The sequence below is a fragment of the Pseudomonas sp. AC172 genome (assembly GCF_979258595.1).
In genome coordinates, this window is sequence record NZ_OZ409868.1 from 1256434 (window position 1) to 1278306 (window position 21873).

Genomic DNA, 21873 nt, shown 5'->3' on the forward strand with positions numbered 1-21873 from the left:
TTTTTTGAAAATGGACCATCCCCCTTTTGTTTTTCATTTTTGTAAATGCTCAGACTTGACCTGACGGTTATCGGGCTATCTGATTTCTGGCTACTATATAGCTCAGCTGTTTTTTAATTCCTCTGCTTTGCTTTCGTTTAGGTTTGCCTTGAAGTACGTCATAAAATCCTGCCCTTGAGCAAAGGCTTTTTCGATTTTCGCGCTTTGCTCTTTAAGCGCCGGGCTTGGCTTGCCCCATTGTTCAGGCGGAAGAGGTTTAGACCACTCAGCAATGGATTCAGGTAGAGATTTCATGTTGAAACGATGGTCCCATTCTGCTACCCAATACGGAAAACGCCACCAAGTGATCAGGTGCGTCAGGTACCACCAACCAACCCCTAAAGCGGAACGTTCGTTGTGCTGGTATTCCTCGTGCATGTCTTGTCGTTTTTTATCAAAGGTGTGGCGACCCTCGTAGGGTGCCTTGCCTGGGCTGAACTCTGGACCTTTTTCCATATAGATCCGTATGGCTTCCCACTTACCCAGGGCATGGGCAGGAGTCATCACGCCTTGTCTCACAAAATGCACTACGTCAGCTCTGGAATCGTCGAACGCCATACCAAATGTATAGGCGCTTGTTACGCCTACTCCAGTAACACCTGTACTGATCGAAAGCCAAGATACTAGCTCTTCCCATGGTTGAATGACGGGAAGGTCAGAACCTTCGGGAAAGAAACAGACTTCACGACGTTGGCGGTTGAATCTAATTGGACGGGTGCGCGACTTCGCTCTGGTAGTGCTCAAGATAACGTAAATACCCAAGAGCGCAGCTATTCCTCCACCCCAAATACTAAAGGTCACACCGAAATCGAACATGCCTGCAGTTCTGTCCCAAAAGGACTCGGAAAATGGGGATCCCCAGGTAGTAGATCCTGCAAGCAAAGGCAGAATAATCAGGCATGAAAAAATAAACATCATCCCGAGCCCAATCATTGCCCTCGCTTGGAAAGCCTTGCCGAAATTACTACTGCCTACGTCGAGGAATGTGTCATTTACCTCAACAAAGCTTCCGCCCAAATCCATGGGGACATTGCCCGTTGGTATCGGAAGCGGGGAGAAGAATAATGCCTCACCTGTCGCGAATTTACGTTTCTCACCAGCCACGGGCCGTATTTTTTTGAGATTTAGATCGTCGCTGGATTGCTCATTTATTGAAGACATTAGGTTTGCCCGGCTTGTTTTGATGATTCGAGCACAGTTAGCGTGTCGGTGCTCACAATGAATGCTTGAGCAGTTGTATTTCGTGCGCTGAGAAACCCGGTTGTTGAAAATTCCTTCCCGCTTCCAACGTTAAGTGTCTTGGTTTCAAACATTATTTCCTGAAGTTTTTGGTCTCCGGGGAGTGGATGGTATCGCAACTTTATGGCAAGACCGTGCTGAGCGTTAGCCTCATGCGCAAAAATTTCTAACCCCAATTGGAGTGGCGCGTCTGGTGGACTCAGTAAATTGAGTTGATATAGCAAAGGTTCAGTCCAAGGCTCCCAGTCATTGCGCTGGAGATTGCTTGACCAATACGCGGTAAGGCCAAATCCAACATCATCCAGCTCTCGAATTGTTATATTTGGAATGCTAATCACTGCAGTAGGTCTGTTATTTATTTGTCTTAGACCGACCTGAGGGGTTGAAGTGATCTCTGCCAATTGCATGCGATCTTCTTGGAATCCGCGATTTTGGTTCTTCTTTCCCCACGCGCCCTGCTGAAGCCAGTTATCAAGCTTCGTTTTATTGTTTCGGTTGTAAATCCACTCGCCACCTAGCTGCAACACCGTCAAGCCTAACCCTATTAGGTTGGCTCTCGCAGCAACGCTCAGAAGTTTGCCTCCAGCTGTAACCCAAGCGACAGCTCTTGCTTGACTAACATTTGAAGCCGCCTCAAACATATATTGCCCTGTTCGTGCAACTGCCCAACCGTTAACGACGAACTGTCCAGAGTCGCCCGCGATTGTCATGCTGGCACCAGCCAGCTTTGCACTATCTCCCGACCTCAAGGCTTCAGTCCAACGAGCGACAGAGCCTTTTTCCCCGTACAGACTTGTGGCTGCCGCCGCCATACCGAACCCGTAAGCAGCTAGTCCCAGCCCCCCTGTGAGCTTTCCAATGCGCGCGGCTAGCTGGACTTTGCCGGCAGCACTTGAATAGTTGTTTTTGACTACGTTTAGAGTGGTGGCAGATATCCCCTGTGCAGCCGCAAAGCCTCCTCCGCTTGCAGAGAAGAACGCATTGCCAAATGCAACGTAATCGGTTTTATCCCAGCTGGGTTTTCTTCTTAACTCTGAATAAACAGTGACAAAGCTAATTAATTGCACGACAAATACAGCGGATGCGAAGATGTCGCCTCCCGCAGATTGAAAGATATCTTTTCCTAGTCCTCTTACCTTATCGCCTGTGTTTAAGCGATGATCTTCGGCCATTCGGTGGACTTCAGCTTCTTGGGCGCTGGTTAGGCCTTTTATTTTTATACTTGCTTTACTCGGGCCTTCGCCAACAGCAATCATCGCAGGCGCGATTCTTTTCTCTAACGGGGCGACGGATTGCTGAACAGATTTACGCTGTGCAACCAAAGATCGATAGCTCCCCTTGGGGGCCCGACCTTTTCGCTCGTTAGCCAATGTCTCTCTGATCCTGTTTTTCAACGAGGACATCTGCTGGCGGAGTTCGGTGAGTTTCGCCATGTCAGCTTCGAACGCATGAAGCTGGCTTGCAGAAGCAAACTCAAGAGTAATTCCTTTTTTGCCAAATGTTCTTAGTACGTCGATCCATGCTGAGCCGGGAATGTTTCGTAGAATTTTAGATGGGTCTATTGCCCGGCCGTTGCGTAGTCCTTCTATAGCTTCTTCTAGAGCATTTGCCAAGCGGAGTTGTTTGGCAGGTTCATAAGCAGTGTTTCGTGCTTGATCGAAAGTTATACCATCATTGCTTAGATTGATTGATGCAGCGAGATCCTGGGTCAGGAGCGTGACAAAATCTCGACTAATTTTTTGCAGTCCTTGGAAGTCCTTCGCTGAAAGGGGTATATCCCGAGCCGATTTTATTAATGAGCCGATTTTTGCAAACAGGTCCTTCTGATCGGTCAAACTTGCAGTAAAGAAAGTTGGAACTGTAAAGCCCGGCTCTTTTTCTATTAGGTCTGCAATCGCTTCGGTAGCCTTGTCGGTGCGGCATATATCTTTCATGCACGCGTATTCAGTAGCAAGAGCCGATTCAAGTTGGATTACAAGTTTTGGGTCAAAATACCAAGCAGATTTATAGAAGCGTTTTTCACATACTAATTTTGCTCGATCTTCAGTTATCAGATCCAAACGCTTGTTCCAACGGCTTAATTGTGCTCGCTGTTGTTTAAGGAAGGCTTCCATAGCCGGTCGGTCAATCAGGTCGTTAATGCCTTCTTGTCCCATTTTTGCGCCATTGAGCGCTTCATCCGCGTTGTCTTCGATGGTCTCGATCAGGTCTTCGTACTTGGAATACAAAGGTCCAAGATTCGTACGCATCCGCGACTTTGAGGCTGCAATAGCCCCACGATGCGTACCAGCGCCTGAATACTGGGTTTGATTTTTAACGTTGACATAGTCGACGATCGATTGTCGCTGCTCTTCGCTTGTTTCGTCCTTGAGTTTGGCAAAACGAGGGTCGCCTTGGGCGGCATTCAGAATGGTTTCGCCTGTTACGGTGTACAACGATTCGATGTAGCAACCAAACACATACTTCTTTTGATTGGCCTCAGCGTCGCTCCAGTCGCTGATCCAGCCAGTGACCAAGTCCTGATGCTCAGCGAGATCGCGTAACACGCCCAGGTCATCCTGTAAGACCAAGTACAGATGGTCACGCTCATGTTCTGCCTTGACTTGCTTTTTGAGTGTGCCCAACTGAGTTTTCTTGAAGTGCGACGCTTGCTCCCAGAGATAGTCCTGACTTTCCTCAGGTTTGGCACCCGTAACCGACGGCTCTTTACTCGGCTGCTCCGAAACCTCCGCAATCCACTTTTCCGCCTGACTTGGCGTCAGTAGATTAGCTGCGCCTTTCTCAGGGTCTGCATTGGTGAGATCGACCTTCTGCATGAAGTACTCACGTTCAGACTTGTGCTTGATGACCTGCGCGCATTTCGCGGCGGTCCATTGCACCTCGGAGTAGTTGACGTAGAGATTGCTCAAACGCGGGAAGACCAACACGGCTTCGCCCACATTACTTTCGCGTTTATTGGCGGTGATCTCACCTTTCTCCCACAGCAGTTGCGTAACGATGCCGTTCTGGATTCGGTATTCGTGCATTACGGCTTCAGGCTTCTTGTCGACGATGACGTAGAGCCAGCCGTCACGCATCAATCGAATGCCTAGTGGGCGAGAAGTGGTTTTGTACGGCATGGTCAGCGCGCTTGACGGGTCGAGTCGTTCAACGAGGCCGTAACGCAGTGGGATGAGCTGGATTTTTGCCTTCATCAACGAGCAGCCGCCCATGGCACACTTGCCGTCATCCCGGCTTTTTGCAGCGTTGTTCGGGCTTTTGCCGGTCAATGTTGGCGTTGTCATCCTTGGCTCCTGTTCAATGTTGCTGCCCGTTCCTGGGCAATATCAGCGACCCTTTCGAGTCGTTGTGCGGGCGTTTGTTCCGACGGGGTTTTGAGTATGGCGTCGAGGTCTGGATGTTCTTCCAGTGCTCGCTCGCCAAGGAACCCGTGAATGTTGGCATAGAGGGTGATATCGAGTTCGGTGTTGAAGCCGCGATCATAGGAGGTCGACGCCAGCGCATGCAGGTGTTCCCAGCGTTGCTGTGGGGTCGACTGTGCCTGATAGCTTGGGAAATATTCTTGCATGTGTGCATCGAGACGCATCACAACATTGCGAAAGTTCACCTCGTCCAGTTGACTGAGTTGTGCGTCGCTCAATCGATAGCGCTTGCTGTGGTCGGGCTCGGGAGCGTTGCCCGGCCTATTGTTTATGTACCAGCAATCCAGTGCTGCATCGGCAGTTACGATTTGTTTGCAGGGGCCAAATAGGGTCGGATCCTTGATGGTTTCTGCGTGAGCGAGCAGTGCATGGGTTACGGCTGGGTCCGCGATGCGCAACAACACTTCCTCACCGAGTGGGTGCATGACGCTGGTGAGCCAGCGAAAGTGTGCGACCAGTTGATCCCATGATTGATCGCTGAACACCAAGTGCCCCCATTCCTGACGCGAAGCGTTCAGGAACCGGGTCAGGACCGGGTTGTTCTGTGCTTTTATTTGCACGAGGCATGGGGAGATATCGCCCAGTTCTGCCCAACGAGTCCCAAGATAAAGCGGCTCGAACTCGGGGTTTTCCGTCCACTGATACAGGTGCTGCGGAAGCTTCTCAACGCTGACGCCATCAAGCAGTAAACCTACCGTGCCATTCCATGGAAGGCCTTGGGGGAGGCCATTTTCCAATGGAAATTCCGACTTAAGCATTCTGTGCCTCCAATTTGGCTTTCTCGCACACCGCACAAATCGGCTTCTTCTGCATCAACGCCTGCCGCTGCGCGGGCACTAGCAACTGCCCAGCCTTATCGGTATCCGCTTGCTTCAACGGCCCCGGCAACAACGGCGCAGCCCCCGTGCCGCTCCCCGGACTACCCCCCGAGTTCATATTGATCACCGGCCCACTCATGGTCACGCCGCCAGCATCAATCTTGATGAAGCTGCCGCCGCCGATCAGGGTCAGCTCTGCGCCTGCTTCCATCACCACTTTCATGCCGCTGCTGAGGTGGATTTCCTGGCCGGCGTCGATGAACTGGCCGGTGCCGATCTTGATGTGCTGATTGACGCCGACGGTGAGGTGGTCGTTGGCGCGGGTTTCGACTTTGCGGTCGGCGTAGACGGTGTGGTGCTCTTCGGCTTTGAATTCGCTGTAGCTGTTCTGTTCGACGGTGTCGTGGCGTTCGTTGCCGACGCGGATTTTCTGGTCGTGCTCGATGTTTTCGTCCCAGTCGCGCTGGGCGTGCAGGTAGATCTGTTCCTGACCTTTTTTGTCTTCGATGCGCAGTTCGTTGTAGCCGCCACCGCCCATCGAACTCAGGGTCTTGAAGGTGCTGCGGGTCTTGTTCGCCGGCAGCTCATACGGGACGGTGTTTTCCTTGTGGTACAGGCAGCCGCTGATCAGTGGTTGATCGGGGTCGCCTTCAAGGAAGGTGACCAGCACTTCCATGCCGATGCGCGGGATGGCGATGCCGCCATACTGGGCGCCGGCCCAGGCGCTGGAGACGCGTAGCCAGCAGCTGGTTTTGTCGTCGGCTTCGCCTTCGCGGTCCCAGTGGAACTGGACTTTGACGCGGCCGTATTCGTCGCAATGGATCTCTTCGCCTTTCGGGCCGGTGACCACGGCGCTCTGGCTGCCGAGGATGCGCGGTTTCGGGTGGCGCAGGGGCGGGCGGTTCGGTACGTCCCATGGGGTGGCCTGGAAGCGGTTGCGATAGCCCTGGTGGAAATCGTCTTTGAGTGCGGTGGTGTCGCTGGTTACCGACTCTTCGAGGACCTGCGGTTGCTTGCCTTCGTGGTGGACTTCGGTGAGCAGCCAGAGGTCGTTCCACTTGGCTTTCGGGTGCGCGGTGAGGGCGAGGAAGTGGCCGCTGACCAGCAACGGTTGATCGCTCTTGCCTTCAGCCAGCTTGAAATCGCTGCGATGACGTTCGAGGGCGCGTTTGGCCAGGTGTTTGCCGCGTTCGCGGTCGATGAAACGACCTGGGTAGTCGTAGTCTTCGAGGTCGGGCAGGGCGTCGCCACGGTTTTCGCTTTCGAGGGTGATGCGCGGTTTTTCGAAGTCGTAATCGCGGCGGGTGGTGCGGCTGGTGCGGGTTTCCAAGCGCAGGTCGAAGCGCTTGATCACCGGGTCGCTGGCGACCATGCCGGAGTCTTGCTGATAGGCCACAGGCTTGAGTTTCGGGAACACCGTCTGGTCATCGCCGAACACCAGTTTGTGCGCCGTCGCCGTGTGCTCGAAGTGGTAGTGGATACCTTCTTCCTCGCACAGGCGCTGGATGAAATGCAGGTCCGATTCATCGTATTGCACGCAGTAGATGCGCTCGGGATAGATCGAACCGGTCTTGAATTCGTAGGCGTTGCTTTGAATGCCGTGCTCTTCGAGGACCATACCGATGATTTTCGGCACCGTGAGGTTCTGGAAGATGCGCTGGTTGATGCGGTGCGCCAGGTAGGACAGTTGCGGGCGCAGGGTCACCGAGTAACGGGTCAGGCGTTTGCCCGAATCGCCTTGCGCGGCGCGGTAGATCTGGCCATGGATGCCGCTGCCGTCGGGCGACAGTTGCAGAAAGGCCGGTTTGTGCAGCAGGGTTTCGAGGTCCAGCGACGGCTGCTCACTGACCAGCTCCACCTCAAAGACAAAAGGCTGGCTGATGGCTTCGCGACCTTGCAGGGTGAATACCTGAAAGTCAGCAGAAAGACCTTCGATGGTCAGGGCAAAGTGGGTTTCATTGGCCGGCGCGAACATCCCTTGTTCCTCGTGCTGTACAGCGGCGTGAGTCGACGACCGCAAAGCGGCTCAACTTACGCGAAATTCTGGAGGGCGAAAACAACATCGACCAGCAGAGCTGGCCGATGCTTGTAACGATCAGCCGTAATTAAACGACTGGAGCACGCCAGTCATCGGAACCCGAAGTACCGGATACTTCGTGGGTCCAGGTGATTTTACGGTAGGTGAACTGCACTTCTTCCAGGTGGGTGAAGTGCGAGTTGCCTGGATCCTGGCAGTTGTGCATTTTGTTGTTGATGGCGACGATGATCGCGTCTTCCAGTTTGGTGGTGTAGTAGTGCTCTTGGGTGCCTTGAGCAGAAGTACGGAACCACTGGATAACGATTTCGCTCATGCGCTCGCCGGAGGTCAGAGCAGCTTGCAGCAGAGGCGAAGCCTTGTCGTAGACCTTGGTGATCACAACTGGCTTGTGTACGCGCTGACCGGTTGGCTGACCGGATTGCGGGTCACGCGGGATGATCACGTCGTGGCTGAAAGCCTGAACCATAACCTGGTCTTCGTGGCCTTCCTGGTAGGTGTTGCCTACGGAGTCAGCGGTGAATGCGCCTGCAGTGATCAGGCCTTGTTTTTCGCCGGTAACCGACATGTACGCTGGTGTTGCCATGGGGTGCTCTCCTTGCGGAATAATTTAAGGTGCCCGGGAGGCGAAATCGCCCGGTGGGTGCCTGACTGTTATCAAGGAGCGTGCCAACAATTGTGGCGACCATGCGGGCCGGGGTGTTTGTCTGATTTTTCAGGCGCTTGTGCGAAATAAAGCGCTCGCCGAATGCGAAAGTGCGCAAGAAGTTGCGCAGTACTGCGCAACTTCTTGCGCACTTGGCTACAGGCCTTGTACGGCGCAGCTCTCAGCGGTTTTATCAGGCCTTTTTGCAAAACAAGTGCGCAACTTCTTGCGCACAGTGGCCAGATGCCTTCATTTGGCTGAAGAGGTTGCATCAAGGCTTTTAGATCTTTTGATTTTTCAACGCGTAAGTTGTGTCAGACACTCATCGATCGAACGCTGCTGCGTCGCCGCATACAGCCCCAACTCATCAATGGTTGCGCGCCCCAACGCCTGCTCAAAAGCCTGCCGATTGGAATGCTCGCCATAATGCGCCTGCGCCGCATCGCCAAGGTTCGACTGAAAAATCCCCGCTGCACTGACCGGCAGAAAATCTTCGTACACCAACGGTTCCGCTTTCACATAGCCATCGCGCAACAAGTCTTGCAGAGACGACTGCCCAAGCCCTCCAGCAGCCAGACCTTTTTCCGTGGCGAAATAGCTAAAGTACGCCAACCCTTGTTCACGCATACCCTCGACACTGTCAGGAAATTCGCCAAAGTGCTGAGCCATCAGCGTGTTGTAGCGTGCGGCGTTTGCCTCGCTGGGGAAGTCGCCGAGTTCATCGCGTGCGGCATTCAGCAACCGGTCATACAGCGCCCGGCCTTTGGGCGTGAGTGCCGCGCCGCGCTGTTCGATCTCGCCAAAACGCGCGCTGTGGCTGCCACGGGTCTGGTTCTGATCGGTGAAGGCGATCGGCTCGTCCAGCGCTTTGAAGCTGGTTTGGCGCAAGAGGATCGGGCATTGGCGGCGCGGCGGGCCTTCGATGACCGCTTTCGGGGTGATGCCATGGGCCGGCATTTGCTCCTGCACGCGGTCGATGTCCAGCGTACGCGGCGTCAGGTGATTGATGTGCGGGCCTTTGAACGCCACGACGTCGGCGATCAAGCGGTGTTGGGCGCTTAAAGTCTGGTATTGCGCGGCAGTAACCGTGGCGCTGTGATGCCAGCGAAAGGTTTCCAATGCCTGTAGGACGAATGCCTCGGCCTCGCTTTCATTCAGTCCGCCCGCGGTTTCAGCCTGCGCGATCAGGCGTAATGCTTCAGCGGTAAAGATCGAACGCTGGGCCAGCACGGATTCGGCAAAGGCGCGCAGCTTCGCATCCTCAATCAACTCCAGCCGCAACAGCGACGTAAACACCCGAAACGGGCTGACTTGCAGCGCCTCTTCATGCACCGCGCGAAACGCTGTGGAATGCACCGGCACGCCCGCCGGGGTCAGGTCGTAATAACCCACCGGCTGCATGCCCATCACCGCAAACAAGCGGGCGAGGGTGGCCAGTTCGGTGGCGGTGCCGACGCGGATGGCGCCATGGCGCTCCATGTCCAGCCGTTGGATTTCACCGGTGCTGTCGAGTTGCCGGGCGATGTCCGGCTGACGTGCAAGCACTTCGCGGTTGGTCTGTTCCACCAACTCCATCAGCGCGCCGTACAGCGGCACTTCTTCGCGGTACATGTCGGACATCGCTTTGGAGAAGCGTTGGCGGATCAGGTCGGGGCTGACGAACGGCTGCACGGTCATGAAAAAAATTCCTGCCACGGTCACGGAATGGATGAGGGAAAAGATCGCAGCCTTCTCGCACGCGGGCAAACGAAGAATCCTACGAACTTCATTCTGCCAACGACTGATCCACCAGTTCGATCCAGTGCATCACCCGCGTGCGTCCGGCACTGGCCAGATGGCTCTGGCAGCCGACGTTGGAAGTGACGATCAGCTCAGGCCGGCCACTCTCCAGCGCGTTGAGACGGTTGTCGCGCAATTGCCGGGCGAGCACCGGTTGCGTCAGCGAATAGGTGCCTGCCGAGCCGCAGCACAAATGGCCGTCGGGCACGGCGGTAAGGTTGAAACCGAGGCGCGTCAGCACGTCTTCCACCGCGCCACCCAGTTTCAACGCGTGCTGCAACGTGCACGGACAATGCACGGCAATCCGCCGTTCAGTGGCGGCGCAGATCTGTTCGAGCGGTTCCTGCGCGAGTATCTGCACCAGATCCAGCGTCCGCTCGCTGATTTCCTGTGCCTTGGCCGCATACACCGGATCGTCTGCCAGCAAATGCCCGTAATCCTTGATGAATGCGCCGCAACCGCTGGCGGTCTGCACAATGGCTTCGGCACCGTTTTGCAGGTGCGGCCACCAGGCATCGATGTTTTGCCTGGCGCGGTCGAGGCCTTTGGCCTGGGCATCGAGGTGATAGTCCAGCGCGCCGCAACACCCGGCTTCAGTTACCGGAGTGACGCTGATGCCCAATCGATCCAGCACCCGTGCCGTCGCATCGTTGGTATTGGGTGACAGTCCCGGTTGCACACAGCCTTCCAGCAACAACACCCGCCGGGCATGACGCAGGGCAGGACGCACACCGGAAATAGCCAGATGCTTTGGCAGTTTACTTTCCAGCATTCGCGGCAACAGCGGCCGAAACGTCGTGCCCACCCGCAACAAGCCTTTGAACAATCCCGGATTCGGTGCCAATGCGCGCAACCCCTCGCGCAACAGACGCTGAGCTGCCGGACGCGGCACCGCGTGATCGACCACCGCGCGGCCGATGTCGAGCAGGTTGTGATAGTCGACGCCTGACGGGCAGGTGGTCTCGCAGTTGCGGCACGACAGGCAGCGATCCAGATGCAGTTGCGTCTGCGCCGTTGCCGGTGCGCCTTCGAGCACTTGTTTGATCAGGTAGATGCGCCCGCGCGGGCCGTCGAGTTCATCGCCGAGCAACTGATAGGTCGGGCAGGTCGCGTTGCAAAAGCCGCAATGCACGCAGGTGCGCAGGATCTTCTCCGCCTCGGCGGCACGGGGCAGTTGCCGGGACTGTTCGCTGAGGGTGGTTTGCATGGCTAGAACTCCGCGTACATGCGCCCGGGGTTGAACAGCCCTTGCGGGTCGAGTTGCGCCTTGAGTTGTCGGTGATAGCGCAGCAGTGTCCAGGCCAGCGGCTGGAACGGCGAAGAGCTGGCGCCGTGGCTGAAGCAGGTGGCATGGCCGCCGAGTTCCTGAGCGAGGATATGAATGTGCGCCGCGTCGGATTTCAGCCAGCGTTGTGCACCGGCCCAGTCGATCAGTTGCTCGCCGGGCAGATCCAGTGGCCCGAGATTGTTCGGCAATGACAAGCGCCACAACGGCCGCCCCTCATCGAAAAAATCTAGCCGCTGCTCATTCAGATCACCCCAGAACTGCGAGTCCAGCGGCTCACCGCCGAGGCGTTGATGCGCCGCCGTCACCGAGCCTTCACCGCCCTCAAGCCGCAGATACAGGCTCTGACCATCGTGGCAGGCGGCACTGATCGGCAACGGTTGCTGGCCCCACTCGGCAAGCTTGGCCAGTGCCCGCGCGCAGTCCATATCGAGGCGAATGCTCAGGCACTGGCGCGGTTTCGGCAGGACTTTGAGCGAGACCTCGGTGAGCACGCCGAGGCAGCCATAACTGCCGGCCATCAGCCGTGACAGGTCATAACCGGCGACGTTTTTCATCACTTCGCCGCCGAAGCGCAGGTGCTGGCCGAAGCCGGTGATCACCCGCGTGCCGAGGACGAAATCGCGCACCGAGCCAGACCACGGCCGCCGAGGCCCGGACAAACCCGTGGCGATCATGCCGCCGACGGTGGCGCCTTCATCGAATGCCGGCGGCTCGCAGGGCAGCATTTGTCCGGCAGCATCCAGCGCCGCCAGCAGCTCGGACAACGGCGTGCCGGCGCGCACCGTGATCACCAGTTCGGTCGGCTCGTAGCGGACGATGCCGCAGTGGGCACGGGTGTCGAGCACTTCGCCGGCCACCTCGCGGCCGAGGAACGCTTTGCTGTTGCCACCCTGAATTTTCAGTGGCGTGGCATTCGCCCGCGCCTCGTTGACCTGATCGAGCAGGGCGCTGGCGGCGTCGACGTCAGCCATCAGAAACGCTCCAGTTCGGGGAAGGGCAATTGCCCTGCGTGAATGTGCATCGCGCCGAATTCGGCGCAGCGGTGCAGGGTCGGAATGTTCTTGCCGGGGTTGAGCAGGCCTTGTGGGTCGAACGCGGCTTTTACTGCATGGAACAGGCTTAGTTCATCATTGTTGAACTGCGCGCACATCTGGTTGATTTTCTCGCGGCCGACGCCGTGTTCGCCGGTGATGCTGCCGCCGACCTGTACGCACAGTTCGAGGATCTTGCCGCCCAAGGCTTCGGCGCGGTGCAGTTCGCCCGGTTGATTGGCGTCGAACAGAACCAGCGGGTGCATATTGCCATCGCCAGCATGGAACACGTTGGCCACGCGTAAACCGTATTCTTCGCCGAGGCGGGCGATACCTTGCAAGACGCCGGGCAATTCGCGGCGCGGAATGGTGCCGTCCATGCAGTAGTAATCGGGCGACAAACGACCGATGGCCGGGAAAGCATTTTTGCGTCCGGCCCAGAAGCGCACGCGTTCGGCTTCGTCGCGGGCCTGACGCACTTCGGTGGCGCCGGCCTCGGTCATGACCTCGCGCACCCGCTGGCAATCGTCGTGAACATCGGCTTCTACACCGTCGAGTTCGCACAGCAGAATCGCCTCGGCATCGACCGGGTAACCGGCGTGAATGAAGTCTTCGGCTGCGCGAATGGCGAGGTTGTCCATCATCTCCAGACCACCGGGAATGATCCCCGCCGCGATGATTTCGGCGACCGCGCGACCAGCCTTTTCCACTGAATCGAAACTGGCCAGCAGGACTTTCGCGACTTGCGGTTTGGGCAGCAGTTTGACCGTGACTTCGGTGATGATCCCCAGTAAACCTTCGGAGCCGGTGAACAACGCGAGCAAATCGAAACCCGCTGAATCGAGGGCGTCCGAACCGAGGGTCAGGCGCTCGCCTTCGATGGTCAGCACTTCGATTTTCAGCAGGTTGTGTACGGTCAGGCCGTACTTGAGGCAATGCACGCCGCCAGCGTTTTCCGCGACGTTGCCGCCAATCGAACAGGCGATTTGCGACGATGGATCCGGCGCGTAATACAGACCGAAAGGCGCGGCTGCCTGGGAGATCGCCAGATTGCGCACCCCCGGTTGAACCCGCGCGGTGCGCGCGGCAGGGTCGATGTGCAGAATATTATTGAAGCGTGCCATCACCAGCAGCAGGCCCTGTTCCAGCGGCAAGGCGCCGCCGGACAACCCGGTGCCGGCGCCACGGGCAACCACCGGGACGTTTTGTTGATGGCAGAGTTTGAGCAGGGTTTGCACCTGCTCGAGTCGCCGGGGCAGGGCGACCAGCATCGGGGTGGTGCGGTAGGCGGAGAGGCCGTCGCACTCGTAGGGTTTGAGTTCGTCCTCGCGCCATAAGATGTCGAGGTCAGGCAGCGCGTGCTGCAGGGCTTTGAGCAACTCAGCCTTGTTCACCTGCGGCAACGGACCGTCGAGGCGTTCGTCATAAAGAATGTTCATCTCAGGCTTACCCCTTGCTGATCGTTCCCACGCTCTGGGGCAGGGGCAAGGCGCGTTGTCATCTTTGGCTCCCCAGAAACTCGCCATACAGCCGCGCAGTATTCCCCGGCTGTTCAACCATCGGCATATGCCCGACGTGATCCCAGACATCCACGCGCAAATTGGCAATGCCCTTGCTCCACACCGGCACGCTGCTGACGTCGATCAGCCGATCCTTGCGCCCCCAGAGCAACAGCGCCGGGCACTTGATGTCGGCGAGTTTCGGCTCCATCGGCGGGCTGGCGCGAAAATCGCGGAAGATCTCTTCCAGTTCATCGCGTTGTTGTTCGTAGCGCTGGGCGATGGCGTCCAGCACCAGGTTCGGCACCCACGGTGGCGACTCCATGGTCATCGCGTAAAACTGGCGAAACTCTTCCCGGGAGTTGATCAGAAACGGGTTATGCCCGCGCGCCAGATGCCGCTCCATGTCGCTGGCCTCGGGCGCGGTGACGCCCGCCGGGTCGATCAATGCCACCGAAGCGATGCGGTCGGGATAAGTCGCCGCCAGCCACGCCGCGATGTAGCCGCCCATTGAGTTGCCGATCACGTGGACTTTCTCCACGCCGCAGACGTCGAGCAACTGGATCATGCGTTTGGCCTGCAACGGAATGTCATAACCGCCGCCAGCCTTGAAGCCGGTTTCACCATGGCCGGCGAGGTCCGGAATGATCACCCGATACTGGCGCACGAAATGGCGGGAAAAGCGCAGCCACAGGTTCTTTTCGGCGCTGTAGCCATGCAGCATCAGAATCGCGCTGGCCGCTTCGTACGGCCCGCCCTGCCAGGTCGAGACGGTCATCTCGGCGATCGGCACTTCGATCTTGTGCAATTTGTACAACCTGGCCTCGATGGCCATGTTCAGGTCGTACAGCCAATGACCGACCGCCGGATAACTCAACCAGCTCCAGGCCACGAAAACCGCGAGGGCGACAAACAGCAAAAGCATCGACGTCTTCCTTTTACGTGTTCAGGACAGAATGTGGTCGGCCGGTTTCAGCGTCCGGGTCAAGCGGTGATAGCTGAAACTGAAGCCGGGAAACATCGCGATCACATGACCGCTCTTGCTTTGATACCAACTGTGGCAGCCGCCGGACTTCCAGACCGTGCGCTCCATCTCCCGATGAATCATCTCAGTGTAGGTACGTTCCGCATCACGGCGCACTTCGATGCTGCGCAAGCCTTTGGCGTTGAGCGTCGTGATGCAGTCGAGGATGTAGTTCATCTGCGACTCGATGATGAACAGCGCCGAGGTGTGGCCGATGCCGGTGTTGGGGCCGGTAACGATAAACAGGTTGGGAAAGTCCGGCAGGCTGGTGCCCAGATACGCGTGCGGGTATTGCGACCAGACATCTCTGAGTTGCACGGTGTTTTTTCCGCTGACCGGGTAGGAAATCACCCCGTCGGTGGCGTCGTAACCGGTCGACCAGACGATCAGATCAACATCGATGTGCTGACCGTCCTGGGTGTTGATCCCGGTTTCGTCGATGGACGCGATGCCTTGTTCGCGGGTATGCAAGGTCACGTTGGGACGGCTCAGCGCCGGGTAATAGGTGCTGGACACCAGTACCCGTTTACAGCCGATGGTGAAGTCCGGGGTGAGTCTGTCTTGCAGCACCGGGTCCGGCACCTGGCGTTTAAGAAAGCGCAGGGCGTGCTGCTGGACCATGTGAATCGCCGCTTTCGAGTATTTGAACGCGATGACCCGGGTTTCGAATTGCCAGTAAATCAGCCAGCGCAAAAGCTTGTAGGCGGGTTTGCGGCCAAGCAGCCAGCGCTGTAACGGCCCGAACTGGCGATCGGCGCGGGGCAGCACCCAGTGTGGCGTGCGTTGAAACACGTGCAGTTGCTCGACCTGTTCCGCAATGGCTGGAATCACTTGCACCGCACTGGCGCCGCTGCCGACGATGGCCACGCGTTTACCGCGATAGTCGTAGCCGTGATCCCAATTGTTTGTATGAAAAGTCTTGCCTTGAAAGCGATCCTGGCCGGGAAAGTGCGGGATGACCGGCTGGCTCAGCGGCCCGGTGGCATTGATCAGGAACTGCGCATAAAAGGTGCCTTTGCTGGCGGTGTGCACGGCCCAGCGTTTTTCCGTGTCGTCCCATTCGACGCGCTCGACATTGGCCTCCAGCTCCACGCGTTCGCGCAAACCGAACTGCTCGATGACATGCTCGGTGTAGCGCTGCAGTTCGGCCTGTCCGGCGAACATCTGCGACCAGCGGTACGGCGCGAACGACAGCGAGTACAGCGGCGACGGCACGTCCACCGCCGCGCCGGGGTAGGTGTTCTGGCACCAGGTGCCGCCAAAGAAGTCCCTTCGCTCCAGCAGTCGGAAATCGTCGATCCCGGCCTTCAGCAGGTTGACTGCGGCACACTGGCCGCCAAAACCGCTGCCGATGATCAACACTTGAAAGGTGTGCATGGGCCTCCTTCTTATAGTTGTTTTTCCATTTTGCTCCTTTCATGTATAGCCAAATATTTGCACTGTGTGCGGCCCTGATGTCGCTCTATTCAGCCCGCTGGCCGGTGATGGCTATTTAACGTCGCCCTGATAGACTCCCATCACATCCGTCCTGCGGTGTGCGTGATCGAGGTCCTTATGGGAAATACGGGAGGAAAGGGACTTTCATTGGCCAGGAGGCTTTATACGTCGCGAACCCTCGGGCTGTTGCTTGGGCTGCTGTGTGTATCCGTTGCGATGTATGCGCTAAATCCGCCGCTGTGGGTCTGGGCACTGATGTTCTTCAATGGCCTGGTCTGGCCGCATCTGGCGTTTCAATGGGCGCGCCGCTCCAGCGTTCCCTATCACGCCGAACATCGAAATCTGTTGATCGACGCTTTTCTCGGCGGTTTCTGGGTCGCTGCCATGCATTTCAATCCGCTGCCCACGGCAACGACCATTTCGATGATGGCGATGAACAACGTCGCTATCGGCGGCTCACGCTTTCTATTGGCAGGTTCTGCGGCGCAGTTGCTCGGGGTCGGCGTCGGGCTGGTGGTCTTTGCCCCGGCATTCGTTCCGCAGACCTCGCCTGCGCAAATGTACGCCTGTTTCCCTTTACTGCTGCTGTACCCGTTGGCGCTGGGCTGGATCTGCTTTCGCCAGGCCTACACCCTCGGTCGGCATAAACGCGAATTGCTCGCCCTGAGTCGCACCGACAGCCTCACCGGGCTGCTCAATCACGGCGCCTGGAAAGACCAACTGGAGATCGCTTTTCAGCGTTGCAAACGGCAGAAGCAGGGGGCGGCGATTGCGCTGATCGACATCGATCACTTCAAGGCGATCAACGACACTTACGGCCATGTTGCCGGCGACATTGTGTTGCGCCAGTTGAGCAAGTTGCTCAAGCAGAACCTGCGGGCGACGGACATTGCCGGGCGCTATGGTGGAGATGAGTTCTGCGTGATTCTGCCGGAACTGCCGCTGTTCAACGCCGCGCAGGCCATGGAGGCGTTGCGCGAGCGTTTCGCGATTCTGGGGTATGAGCAGAACCCGGCGTTGAAGGTCAGTTTGAGCATCGGCCTGGCGGCGTACGATCCGGCACATGCCGACGCGACGCGCTGGCTCAATGATGCCGATCAGGCGCTGTACGAGGCGAAGGCCAGCGGGCGCAACCGGGTGATCTGCAATTGCGATGACAAGCCCCGGCGGACGTTGCTGGATTCGGTTTGATCGCTACACCGTAGATCCCACAGGGTTTGTGTGTTGTCGGTTAGATCAGTGTCGCATTCGGTGTAGAGCCTCGCGCCGATGTCGGGTACGGTTAAATCCCCCCCGACGCGAAACAAGGATCGCTTCATGACGTTCTCATTTTCTCGCTCCCTGCTGGCCGCCAGCCTCGGCCTGTCTCTCGCTTTTTCCGCTGCCCACGCCTTCGCCGAACCGCACAAACAAGTGCTCGCCGATGCCGAGCAATACCAGCCAGAAGCCCTGAAATTGCTGGAGCGGCTGGTCAATATTGACTCCGGTTCAGGTTACGAGCCGGGCCTCATGCAAGTCAGCGATATTGCTATCGATGAGCTGAAAAAACTCGGCGCCACCATCGAACTGGTGCCCAACACACCGGAAAAATCCAACCATGTTCTGGCCACGTTCAAAGGCACCGGCAAGGCGAAAATTCTGCTGATGGCGCACATGGACACGGTGTTCAAGGAAGGTTCGGCAGCCGAGCGGCCGTTCCACATCAAGGACGGTCGCGCTTACGGGCCGGGGGTGATGGATGACAAGGGCGGCATCGTCGCCGGGATCTATGCGCTGAAAGTCCTGAAAAACCTCGACTTCAAGGACTACGCGCAAATCACCTTTCTGCTCGACGCCAGTGAGGAAACCGGCTCGGACGTCGCCACCGACCTGATCAAGAAAACTGCCAAACAGCACGACGTGACCCTCAATCTCGAGCCGGGCCGCCCGGCCGATGGCCTGGTGGTGTGGCGCAAGGGCAGCGCGACGGCGCTGGTCGAGGTCAAGGGCAAAGCGGCGCACGCTGGTGTCGCACCGGAACTGGGGCGCAACGCCGCGATGGAAGCGGCGCACCAGATTCTGCAACTGGGCAAACTTGGCGATGAAGCGAAGAAAACCACCATCAACTTCACCGTGCTCAAGGCCGGCGACCGCACCAACGTGATTCCCGATCAAGCCACGGCCAAGGCCGACGTGCGCGCGGCAGTGCCGGAGGAATTCGACCGGATCGAGAAGGATCTGGCGCGGGTGTCGCAAGACAAATTGATTGCTGAGACGGAAGTGAAGACTTCATTGCAACGCGGGCTGCCACCGATGCCGCAGACGCCCGAGTCGGATCGCCTGATGGCCATGGCCCAGGGGATTTACGGCGAGATTGGCCGCAAGTTGACGGAGGAGGGTAGTGGCGGTGCGGCGGATGCCAGTTTGTCTGCCGGGGTTGGAACGCCGACGCTGGATGGCTTCGGGATTGTTGGCGGCAATATTCATACGCCGGAGGAATACGCCGAAGTGGCGAGCGTGGCGCCGCGGATTTATCTGTTGTCGCGGATGATCATGGAGTTGGCCAAGCCACGGTGAGTGGTTTTGTGTTGTGACTGATGCGGGTGGGGTGTCAGGTGCATTTGCCCTCACCCTAACCCTCTCCCGGAGGGAGAGGGGACTGACCGTGTTGTTTGTGATGAATACGGCGACCTGAAAGATCCATTTGAATTCAAAATCGGATTCAGCTCGGTATCACAAGTCGGCGTAGATCCAGAACATCCCCCAATCAGTTCCCTCTCCCTCCGGGAGAGGGCTAGGGTGAGGGGCTTTTGTGGGAAAAGTGGAAGGCGCGGGCGGCGCACAACTTTCCAAGACGTTTCCTACAACGTACCCTGTTGCCGCATTTCGGTATCGACCCTTATAGTTCGGGCTCGCGGAAAAACACCGCGAACGACCTTGGCCGGTCGATACAGAGACGTACAGTCTGCCCAACATATTCAGTCGATGTTTGTCTGTGATGTTGTGTTATGGCGGCTGTGCGTGGGACACCTTCGGGTGTGCCGGTTCCTGTATCCGGTCGGCCAACCCGCGTACGGCTGCCACCTTCCTCGTTTGGCCGCGACTGGTGGTAGCTCTCTCAATACAGGAGTTATACCAATGTGTGATCAAGTAATGCCCCGCTTCCTCCCCATCGACACCTACGACGCCGAATCCCCGGTGCTCTTCCTCAACACTCATTCAGAACTCAGCGACATGGCCGCCTGTGCGATGCACCGGTTTGTGGTTGTGCGCGATCTGGCCGACACCTTCGCCAGTCTCAACCTCAAGGGTATTTCCGATTGTGATCTGACGCGGGTGACCAGTGCGGTGCATCTGTTGATGCGCGAGGGCTGTGCGATTCTGAATGTGATTCAGGCGCGGGCGGTGCAGCGGGAGGAGGCTTACAAGACACCGGTGTAGCGGCTGTTGCTATCGCGAGCAGGCTCACTCCTACAGTAGATCAGTGCACACAGTATTTGTGTTCAACACTGATCAACTGTAGGAGTGAGCCTGCTCGCGATGGCGTCAGCCCGGCCAACCCGTCACTCCTTGACGCTCATGTATTCCTTGGCCCAGAGAATGTATTCCTCCGGCTGGGTATAGGTGTGCGTCAACTCAGTCGCGCTCAGGTCGGAGGCCTGAGTAAAGATCTGCCGCTGTTCACGCAAGCTGTCATACGTCGCTTTGATCGCCGCAAAGTAAGCGCCATGGCCATCAATGGTCACGCGCACACCGAGTTCGGCCAGACGTTTGTCGTCGCGCAGTGCCGGGTTGCCGTAGGTCACCAGCATCAGCGGCACGGTCAGGTGTTCGGCGATTTGTTCCAGCTGATCAAAATCCTGAATCCCGACCATGCAGATGCCGTCAGCCCCGGCCGCCTGATACTGGCGAGTGCGGCTGATGATTTCCTGGTTCGGCAGAATGCCGGCGTTGGTACGGGCGATGATCGCCATTTCCGTATCAACCCGGGCCTCCAGTGCCGCGCGGATCTTGCCGACGCCTTCGGCAACGGTGATCAGGTCGGTGGATTTGCGGCCGAATTGTGCCGGCAGCAAGGTGTCTTCGATGGTCAGGGCGGCGACGCCGGCGCGCTCCAGTTCGACGATGGTGCGCATCACGTTGAGGGCGTTGCCGTAGCCGTGGTCGGCGTCGGCGATCACCGGCAATTGGGCGACGCGGCCGATGCGGGTGGCCTGTTCGGCGAACTCGCTGAGGGTGATCAGGGCAAAGTCCGGGGCGCCGAGCACTTGCAGCGAGGCCACGGAGCCGCCGAGGATGCCTACTTCAAAACCGAGGTCAGCGGCAATGCGCGCGGACATCGGATCGAACACCGAAGCCGTGTGATAGCAGGTGTCGGAGGCCAGCAGTTGACGGAAGTTACGGCGCAAATCTTGATGGGAAAGCCTGGTCATACGAGTTCCACCAATACAAAGGAATGGAAAGGCTTGAACAAAGGTGTCAACGCCGAAGAATGAAAAGGCTATCACGCGAATGGGTCAAGGATCATGACGAATTTGCAAGGGACAGGTTGTCGCGGACTCTTTTGCTGAAAGGATTTACCTTTTTGCGGTGGTGACCGTCAGGCCGCCACCGCCTGTTGCTGTTGATTGGGCAGCATCGCCGCGCGCACGGAATTGCCCGGTTGCAGTTGCAGGCGCTTGGCTGTGAGGCGGTCAATCACCAGGCTGCTGCCGACCCGGCGGGCGCGGGCGACGGTGATGCGGCAGTTTTCCAGACGGCGGTTGTGAATCAGCCACAACGGCGCCTGTTCATCCGGGCTGCCGAGGCTCAAGGTCAGCTCAAGACTTTCGCGCACGGTGCGGATATTGCGCACCGGCGCCTCGATCACCGGGCCGCCGTCGAAAATGTCGATATAGCCTTTGTGGGTAAACCCTTCGGCCTGGAGGATTTTCAATGCCGGCTCGGTATTCGGGTGTGCCTGCCCGATGGCGGCTTGGGCCTGTTCGGTGAGCATGCAGGTGTACAGCGGCTGGCGCGGCATCAGTTCGGCGATGAACGATTTGTTACCCAGCCCGGACAAGTGATCGGCATGGCTGAAGTCCATTTGAAAGAAATGCCGGCCCAGACTGTCCCAGAACGGCGAACAACCGTGTTCATCGGCACTGCCGCGCAGTTCGGCAATCATCTTCTCGCCGAACAGGTGCGGAAACTCGGCAACGAACAGCAAACGTCCCAGCGAAAGCAGGCGGCCGTTGCTGCCGTGGCGCTGTTCGTGACCGAGAAACAACGAGCACAGCTCCGACTGGCCGGTCAGTTCGTTGTTGAGAAACAGCGTCGGGATCTGCCGCTGAATGCCCAGATCCGGCGCCGAACTCACCGTCAACCCGACCCGATAGTTGTACCAGGGCTCGCGCAGGCCGACCGCCCCGGCCAGTGCGCTGACGCCGACTACCCGCAGGTCGTCGTCTTCGAGCACAAACAGATAATCAGCGTCGGCGCGTTCCACCTGTTCGGCAAACGCCCGTTGCGCCCAACGGACCCGGTGGGACAGGCGATCTTCGTTGGCCGGCAGGGTGGTGAACCCCGGGCCGGCCTGTTGCACCAGCGCCATCAAGGCTGGCAGGTCGCTGACTTTGACCGGGCGGACAATCATGC

Annotated in this window: 16 protein-coding genes; 3 read left to right on the forward strand and 13 right to left on the reverse strand. The window is 57.9% G+C overall.

All coding sequences use genetic code 11. From position 1 onward, the window contains the following. Positions 1 to 102: 102 nt before the first annotated feature. The 11 genes from ACZ0A4_RS05755 to ACZ0A4_RS05805 form a co-directional block, all read right to left on the reverse strand. Positions 103 to 1200, reverse strand: a complete 1098-nt coding sequence (locus ACZ0A4_RS05755) for a DUF6708 domain-containing protein (RefSeq protein WP_463573518.1) — start codon at positions 1198 to 1200, stop codon at positions 103 to 105. After that, positions 1200 to 4562 (reverse strand): toxin VasX, encoded by a 3363-nt coding sequence (locus tag ACZ0A4_RS05760; RefSeq protein ID WP_463573519.1) that lies wholly within the window; start codon positions 4560 to 4562, stop codon positions 1200 to 1202. Before ACZ0A4_RS05760 ends, ACZ0A4_RS05755 begins: the two co-directional genes overlap by 1 nt. Further along, complete coding sequence (locus ACZ0A4_RS05765) at positions 4559 to 5458, reverse strand: DUF4123 domain-containing protein (RefSeq protein ID WP_463573520.1); 900 nt, start codon at positions 5456 to 5458, stop codon at positions 4559 to 4561. Before ACZ0A4_RS05765 ends, ACZ0A4_RS05760 begins: the two co-directional genes overlap by 4 nt. After that, entirely contained in the window at positions 5451 to 7493 is a 2043-nt protein-coding gene (locus ACZ0A4_RS05770; protein WP_463573521.1) for a type VI secretion system Vgr family protein, read from the reverse strand. Before ACZ0A4_RS05770 ends, ACZ0A4_RS05765 begins: the two co-directional genes overlap by 8 nt. Before the next feature lie 130 nt (positions 7494 to 7623). After that, positions 7624 to 8139, reverse strand: coding sequence for an Hcp family type VI secretion system effector (locus tag ACZ0A4_RS05775; protein ID WP_007919523.1), 516 nt, complete (start codon positions 8137 to 8139; stop codon positions 7624 to 7626). A gap of 357 nt (positions 8140 to 8496) precedes the next feature. Continuing rightward, on the reverse strand, positions 8497 to 9876 hold the full coding sequence (gene hglS / locus ACZ0A4_RS05780; protein WP_463573522.1) for a 2-oxoadipate dioxygenase/decarboxylase HglS: 1380 nt from the start codon (positions 9874 to 9876) through the stop codon (positions 8497 to 8499). 88 nt (positions 9877 to 9964) lie between these two features. After that, positions 9965 to 11185 carry a glycolate oxidase subunit GlcF gene (gene glcF / locus ACZ0A4_RS05785; protein ID WP_463573523.1) on the reverse strand — a complete coding sequence of 407 codons (1221 nt, stop codon included), beginning with the start codon at positions 11183 to 11185 and terminating at the stop codon, positions 9965 to 9967. A gap of 2 nt (positions 11186 to 11187) precedes the next feature. Next, a complete protein-coding gene (gene glcE / locus ACZ0A4_RS05790) occupies positions 11188 to 12237 on the reverse strand; it encodes a glycolate oxidase subunit GlcE (RefSeq protein ID WP_463573524.1) in 1050 nt (349 codons plus the stop codon). Beyond that, positions 12237 to 13736 (reverse strand): glycolate oxidase subunit GlcD, encoded by a 1500-nt coding sequence (glcD, locus tag ACZ0A4_RS05795; protein ID WP_463573525.1) that lies wholly within the window; start codon positions 13734 to 13736, stop codon positions 12237 to 12239. Before glcD ends, glcE begins: the two co-directional genes overlap by 1 nt. A 58-nt stretch (positions 13737 to 13794) precedes the next feature. Continuing rightward, entirely contained in the window at positions 13795 to 14721 is a 927-nt protein-coding gene (locus ACZ0A4_RS05800; protein ID WP_463573526.1) for an alpha/beta fold hydrolase, read from the reverse strand. A gap of 21 nt (positions 14722 to 14742) precedes the next feature. Continuing rightward, positions 14743 to 16197 (reverse strand): flavin-containing monooxygenase, encoded by a 1455-nt coding sequence (locus tag ACZ0A4_RS05805; RefSeq protein ID WP_463573527.1) that lies wholly within the window; start codon positions 16195 to 16197, stop codon positions 14743 to 14745. A gap of 177 nt (positions 16198 to 16374) precedes the next feature. Between ACZ0A4_RS05805 and ACZ0A4_RS05810 the strand changes: the two genes are divergently transcribed. The 3 genes from ACZ0A4_RS05810 to ACZ0A4_RS05820 all read left to right on the forward strand — a co-directional run bounded on the left by ACZ0A4_RS05810 (position 16375) and on the right by ACZ0A4_RS05820 (position 19677). Further along, complete coding sequence (locus tag ACZ0A4_RS05810; RefSeq protein WP_454565144.1) at positions 16375 to 17448, forward strand: diguanylate cyclase; 1074 nt, start codon at positions 16375 to 16377, stop codon at positions 17446 to 17448. A 126-nt stretch (positions 17449 to 17574) separates the two neighbouring features. Continuing rightward, a complete protein-coding gene (locus tag ACZ0A4_RS05815; protein ID WP_463573528.1) occupies positions 17575 to 18813 on the forward strand; it encodes a M20/M25/M40 family metallo-hydrolase in 1239 nt (412 codons plus the stop codon). Between the two features lie 561 nt (positions 18814 to 19374). Next, positions 19375 to 19677, forward strand: coding sequence for a hypothetical protein (locus tag ACZ0A4_RS05820; RefSeq protein ID WP_038369113.1), 303 nt, complete (start codon positions 19375 to 19377; stop codon positions 19675 to 19677). Positions 19678 to 19799: 122 nt separating this feature from the next. Here the strand turns inward: ACZ0A4_RS05820 and ACZ0A4_RS05825 are convergent, their stop codons facing one another. Together ACZ0A4_RS05825 and astA are read right to left on the reverse strand one after the other, a co-directional pair. Continuing rightward, entirely contained in the window at positions 19800 to 20669 is an 870-nt protein-coding gene (locus ACZ0A4_RS05825) for an isocitrate lyase/PEP mutase family protein (protein WP_007919546.1), read from the reverse strand. Positions 20670 to 20836: 167 nt separating this feature from the next. Continuing rightward, entirely contained in the window at positions 20837 to 21871 is a 1035-nt protein-coding gene (gene astA / locus ACZ0A4_RS05830) for an arginine N-succinyltransferase (RefSeq protein WP_463573529.1), read from the reverse strand. Positions 21872 to 21873: the final 2 nt, after the last annotated feature.

Coding starts and splice junctions, on each gene's coding strand:
- ACZ0A4_RS05755 (WP_463573518.1), bottom strand. CDS start 1,200: ATGTCTTCAATAAATGAGCAATCCAGCGACGATCTAAATCTCAAAAAA.
- ACZ0A4_RS05760 (WP_463573519.1), bottom strand. CDS start 4,562: ATGACAACGCCAACATTGACCGGCAAAAGCCCGAACAACGCTGCAAAA.
- ACZ0A4_RS05765 (WP_463573520.1), bottom strand. CDS start 5,458: ATGCTTAAGTCGGAATTTCCATTGGAAAATGGCCTCCCCCAAGGCCTT.
- ACZ0A4_RS05770 (WP_463573521.1), bottom strand. CDS start 7,493: ATGTTCGCGCCGGCCAATGAAACCCACTTTGCCCTGACCATCGAAGGT.
- ACZ0A4_RS05775 (WP_007919523.1), bottom strand. CDS start 8,139: ATGGCAACACCAGCGTACATGTCGGTTACCGGCGAAAAACAAGGCCTG.
- hglS (WP_463573522.1), bottom strand. CDS start 9,876: ATGACCGTGCAGCCGTTCGTCAGCCCCGACCTGATCCGCCAACGCTTC.
- glcF (WP_463573523.1), bottom strand. CDS start 11,185: ATGCAAACCACCCTCAGCGAACAGTCCCGGCAACTGCCCCGTGCCGCC.
- glcE (WP_463573524.1), bottom strand. CDS start 12,237: ATGGCTGACGTCGACGCCGCCAGCGCCCTGCTCGATCAGGTCAACGAG.
- glcD (WP_463573525.1), bottom strand. CDS start 13,736: ATGAACATTCTTTATGACGAACGCCTCGACGGTCCGTTGCCGCAGGTG.
- ACZ0A4_RS05800 (WP_463573526.1), bottom strand. CDS start 14,721: ATGCTTTTGCTGTTTGTCGCCCTCGCGGTTTTCGTGGCCTGGAGCTGG.
- ACZ0A4_RS05805 (WP_463573527.1), bottom strand. CDS start 16,197: ATGCACACCTTTCAAGTGTTGATCATCGGCAGCGGTTTTGGCGGCCAG.
- ACZ0A4_RS05810 (WP_454565144.1), top strand. CDS start 16,375: ATGGGAAATACGGGAGGAAAGGGACTTTCATTGGCCAGGAGGCTTTAT.
- ACZ0A4_RS05815 (WP_463573528.1), top strand. CDS start 17,575: ATGACGTTCTCATTTTCTCGCTCCCTGCTGGCCGCCAGCCTCGGCCTG.
- ACZ0A4_RS05820 (WP_038369113.1), top strand. CDS start 19,375: ATGTGTGATCAAGTAATGCCCCGCTTCCTCCCCATCGACACCTACGAC.
- ACZ0A4_RS05825 (WP_007919546.1), bottom strand. CDS start 20,669: ATGACCAGGCTTTCCCATCAAGATTTGCGCCGTAACTTCCGTCAACTG.
- astA (WP_463573529.1), bottom strand. CDS start 21,871: ATGATTGTCCGCCCGGTCAAAGTCAGCGACCTGCCAGCCTTGATGGCG.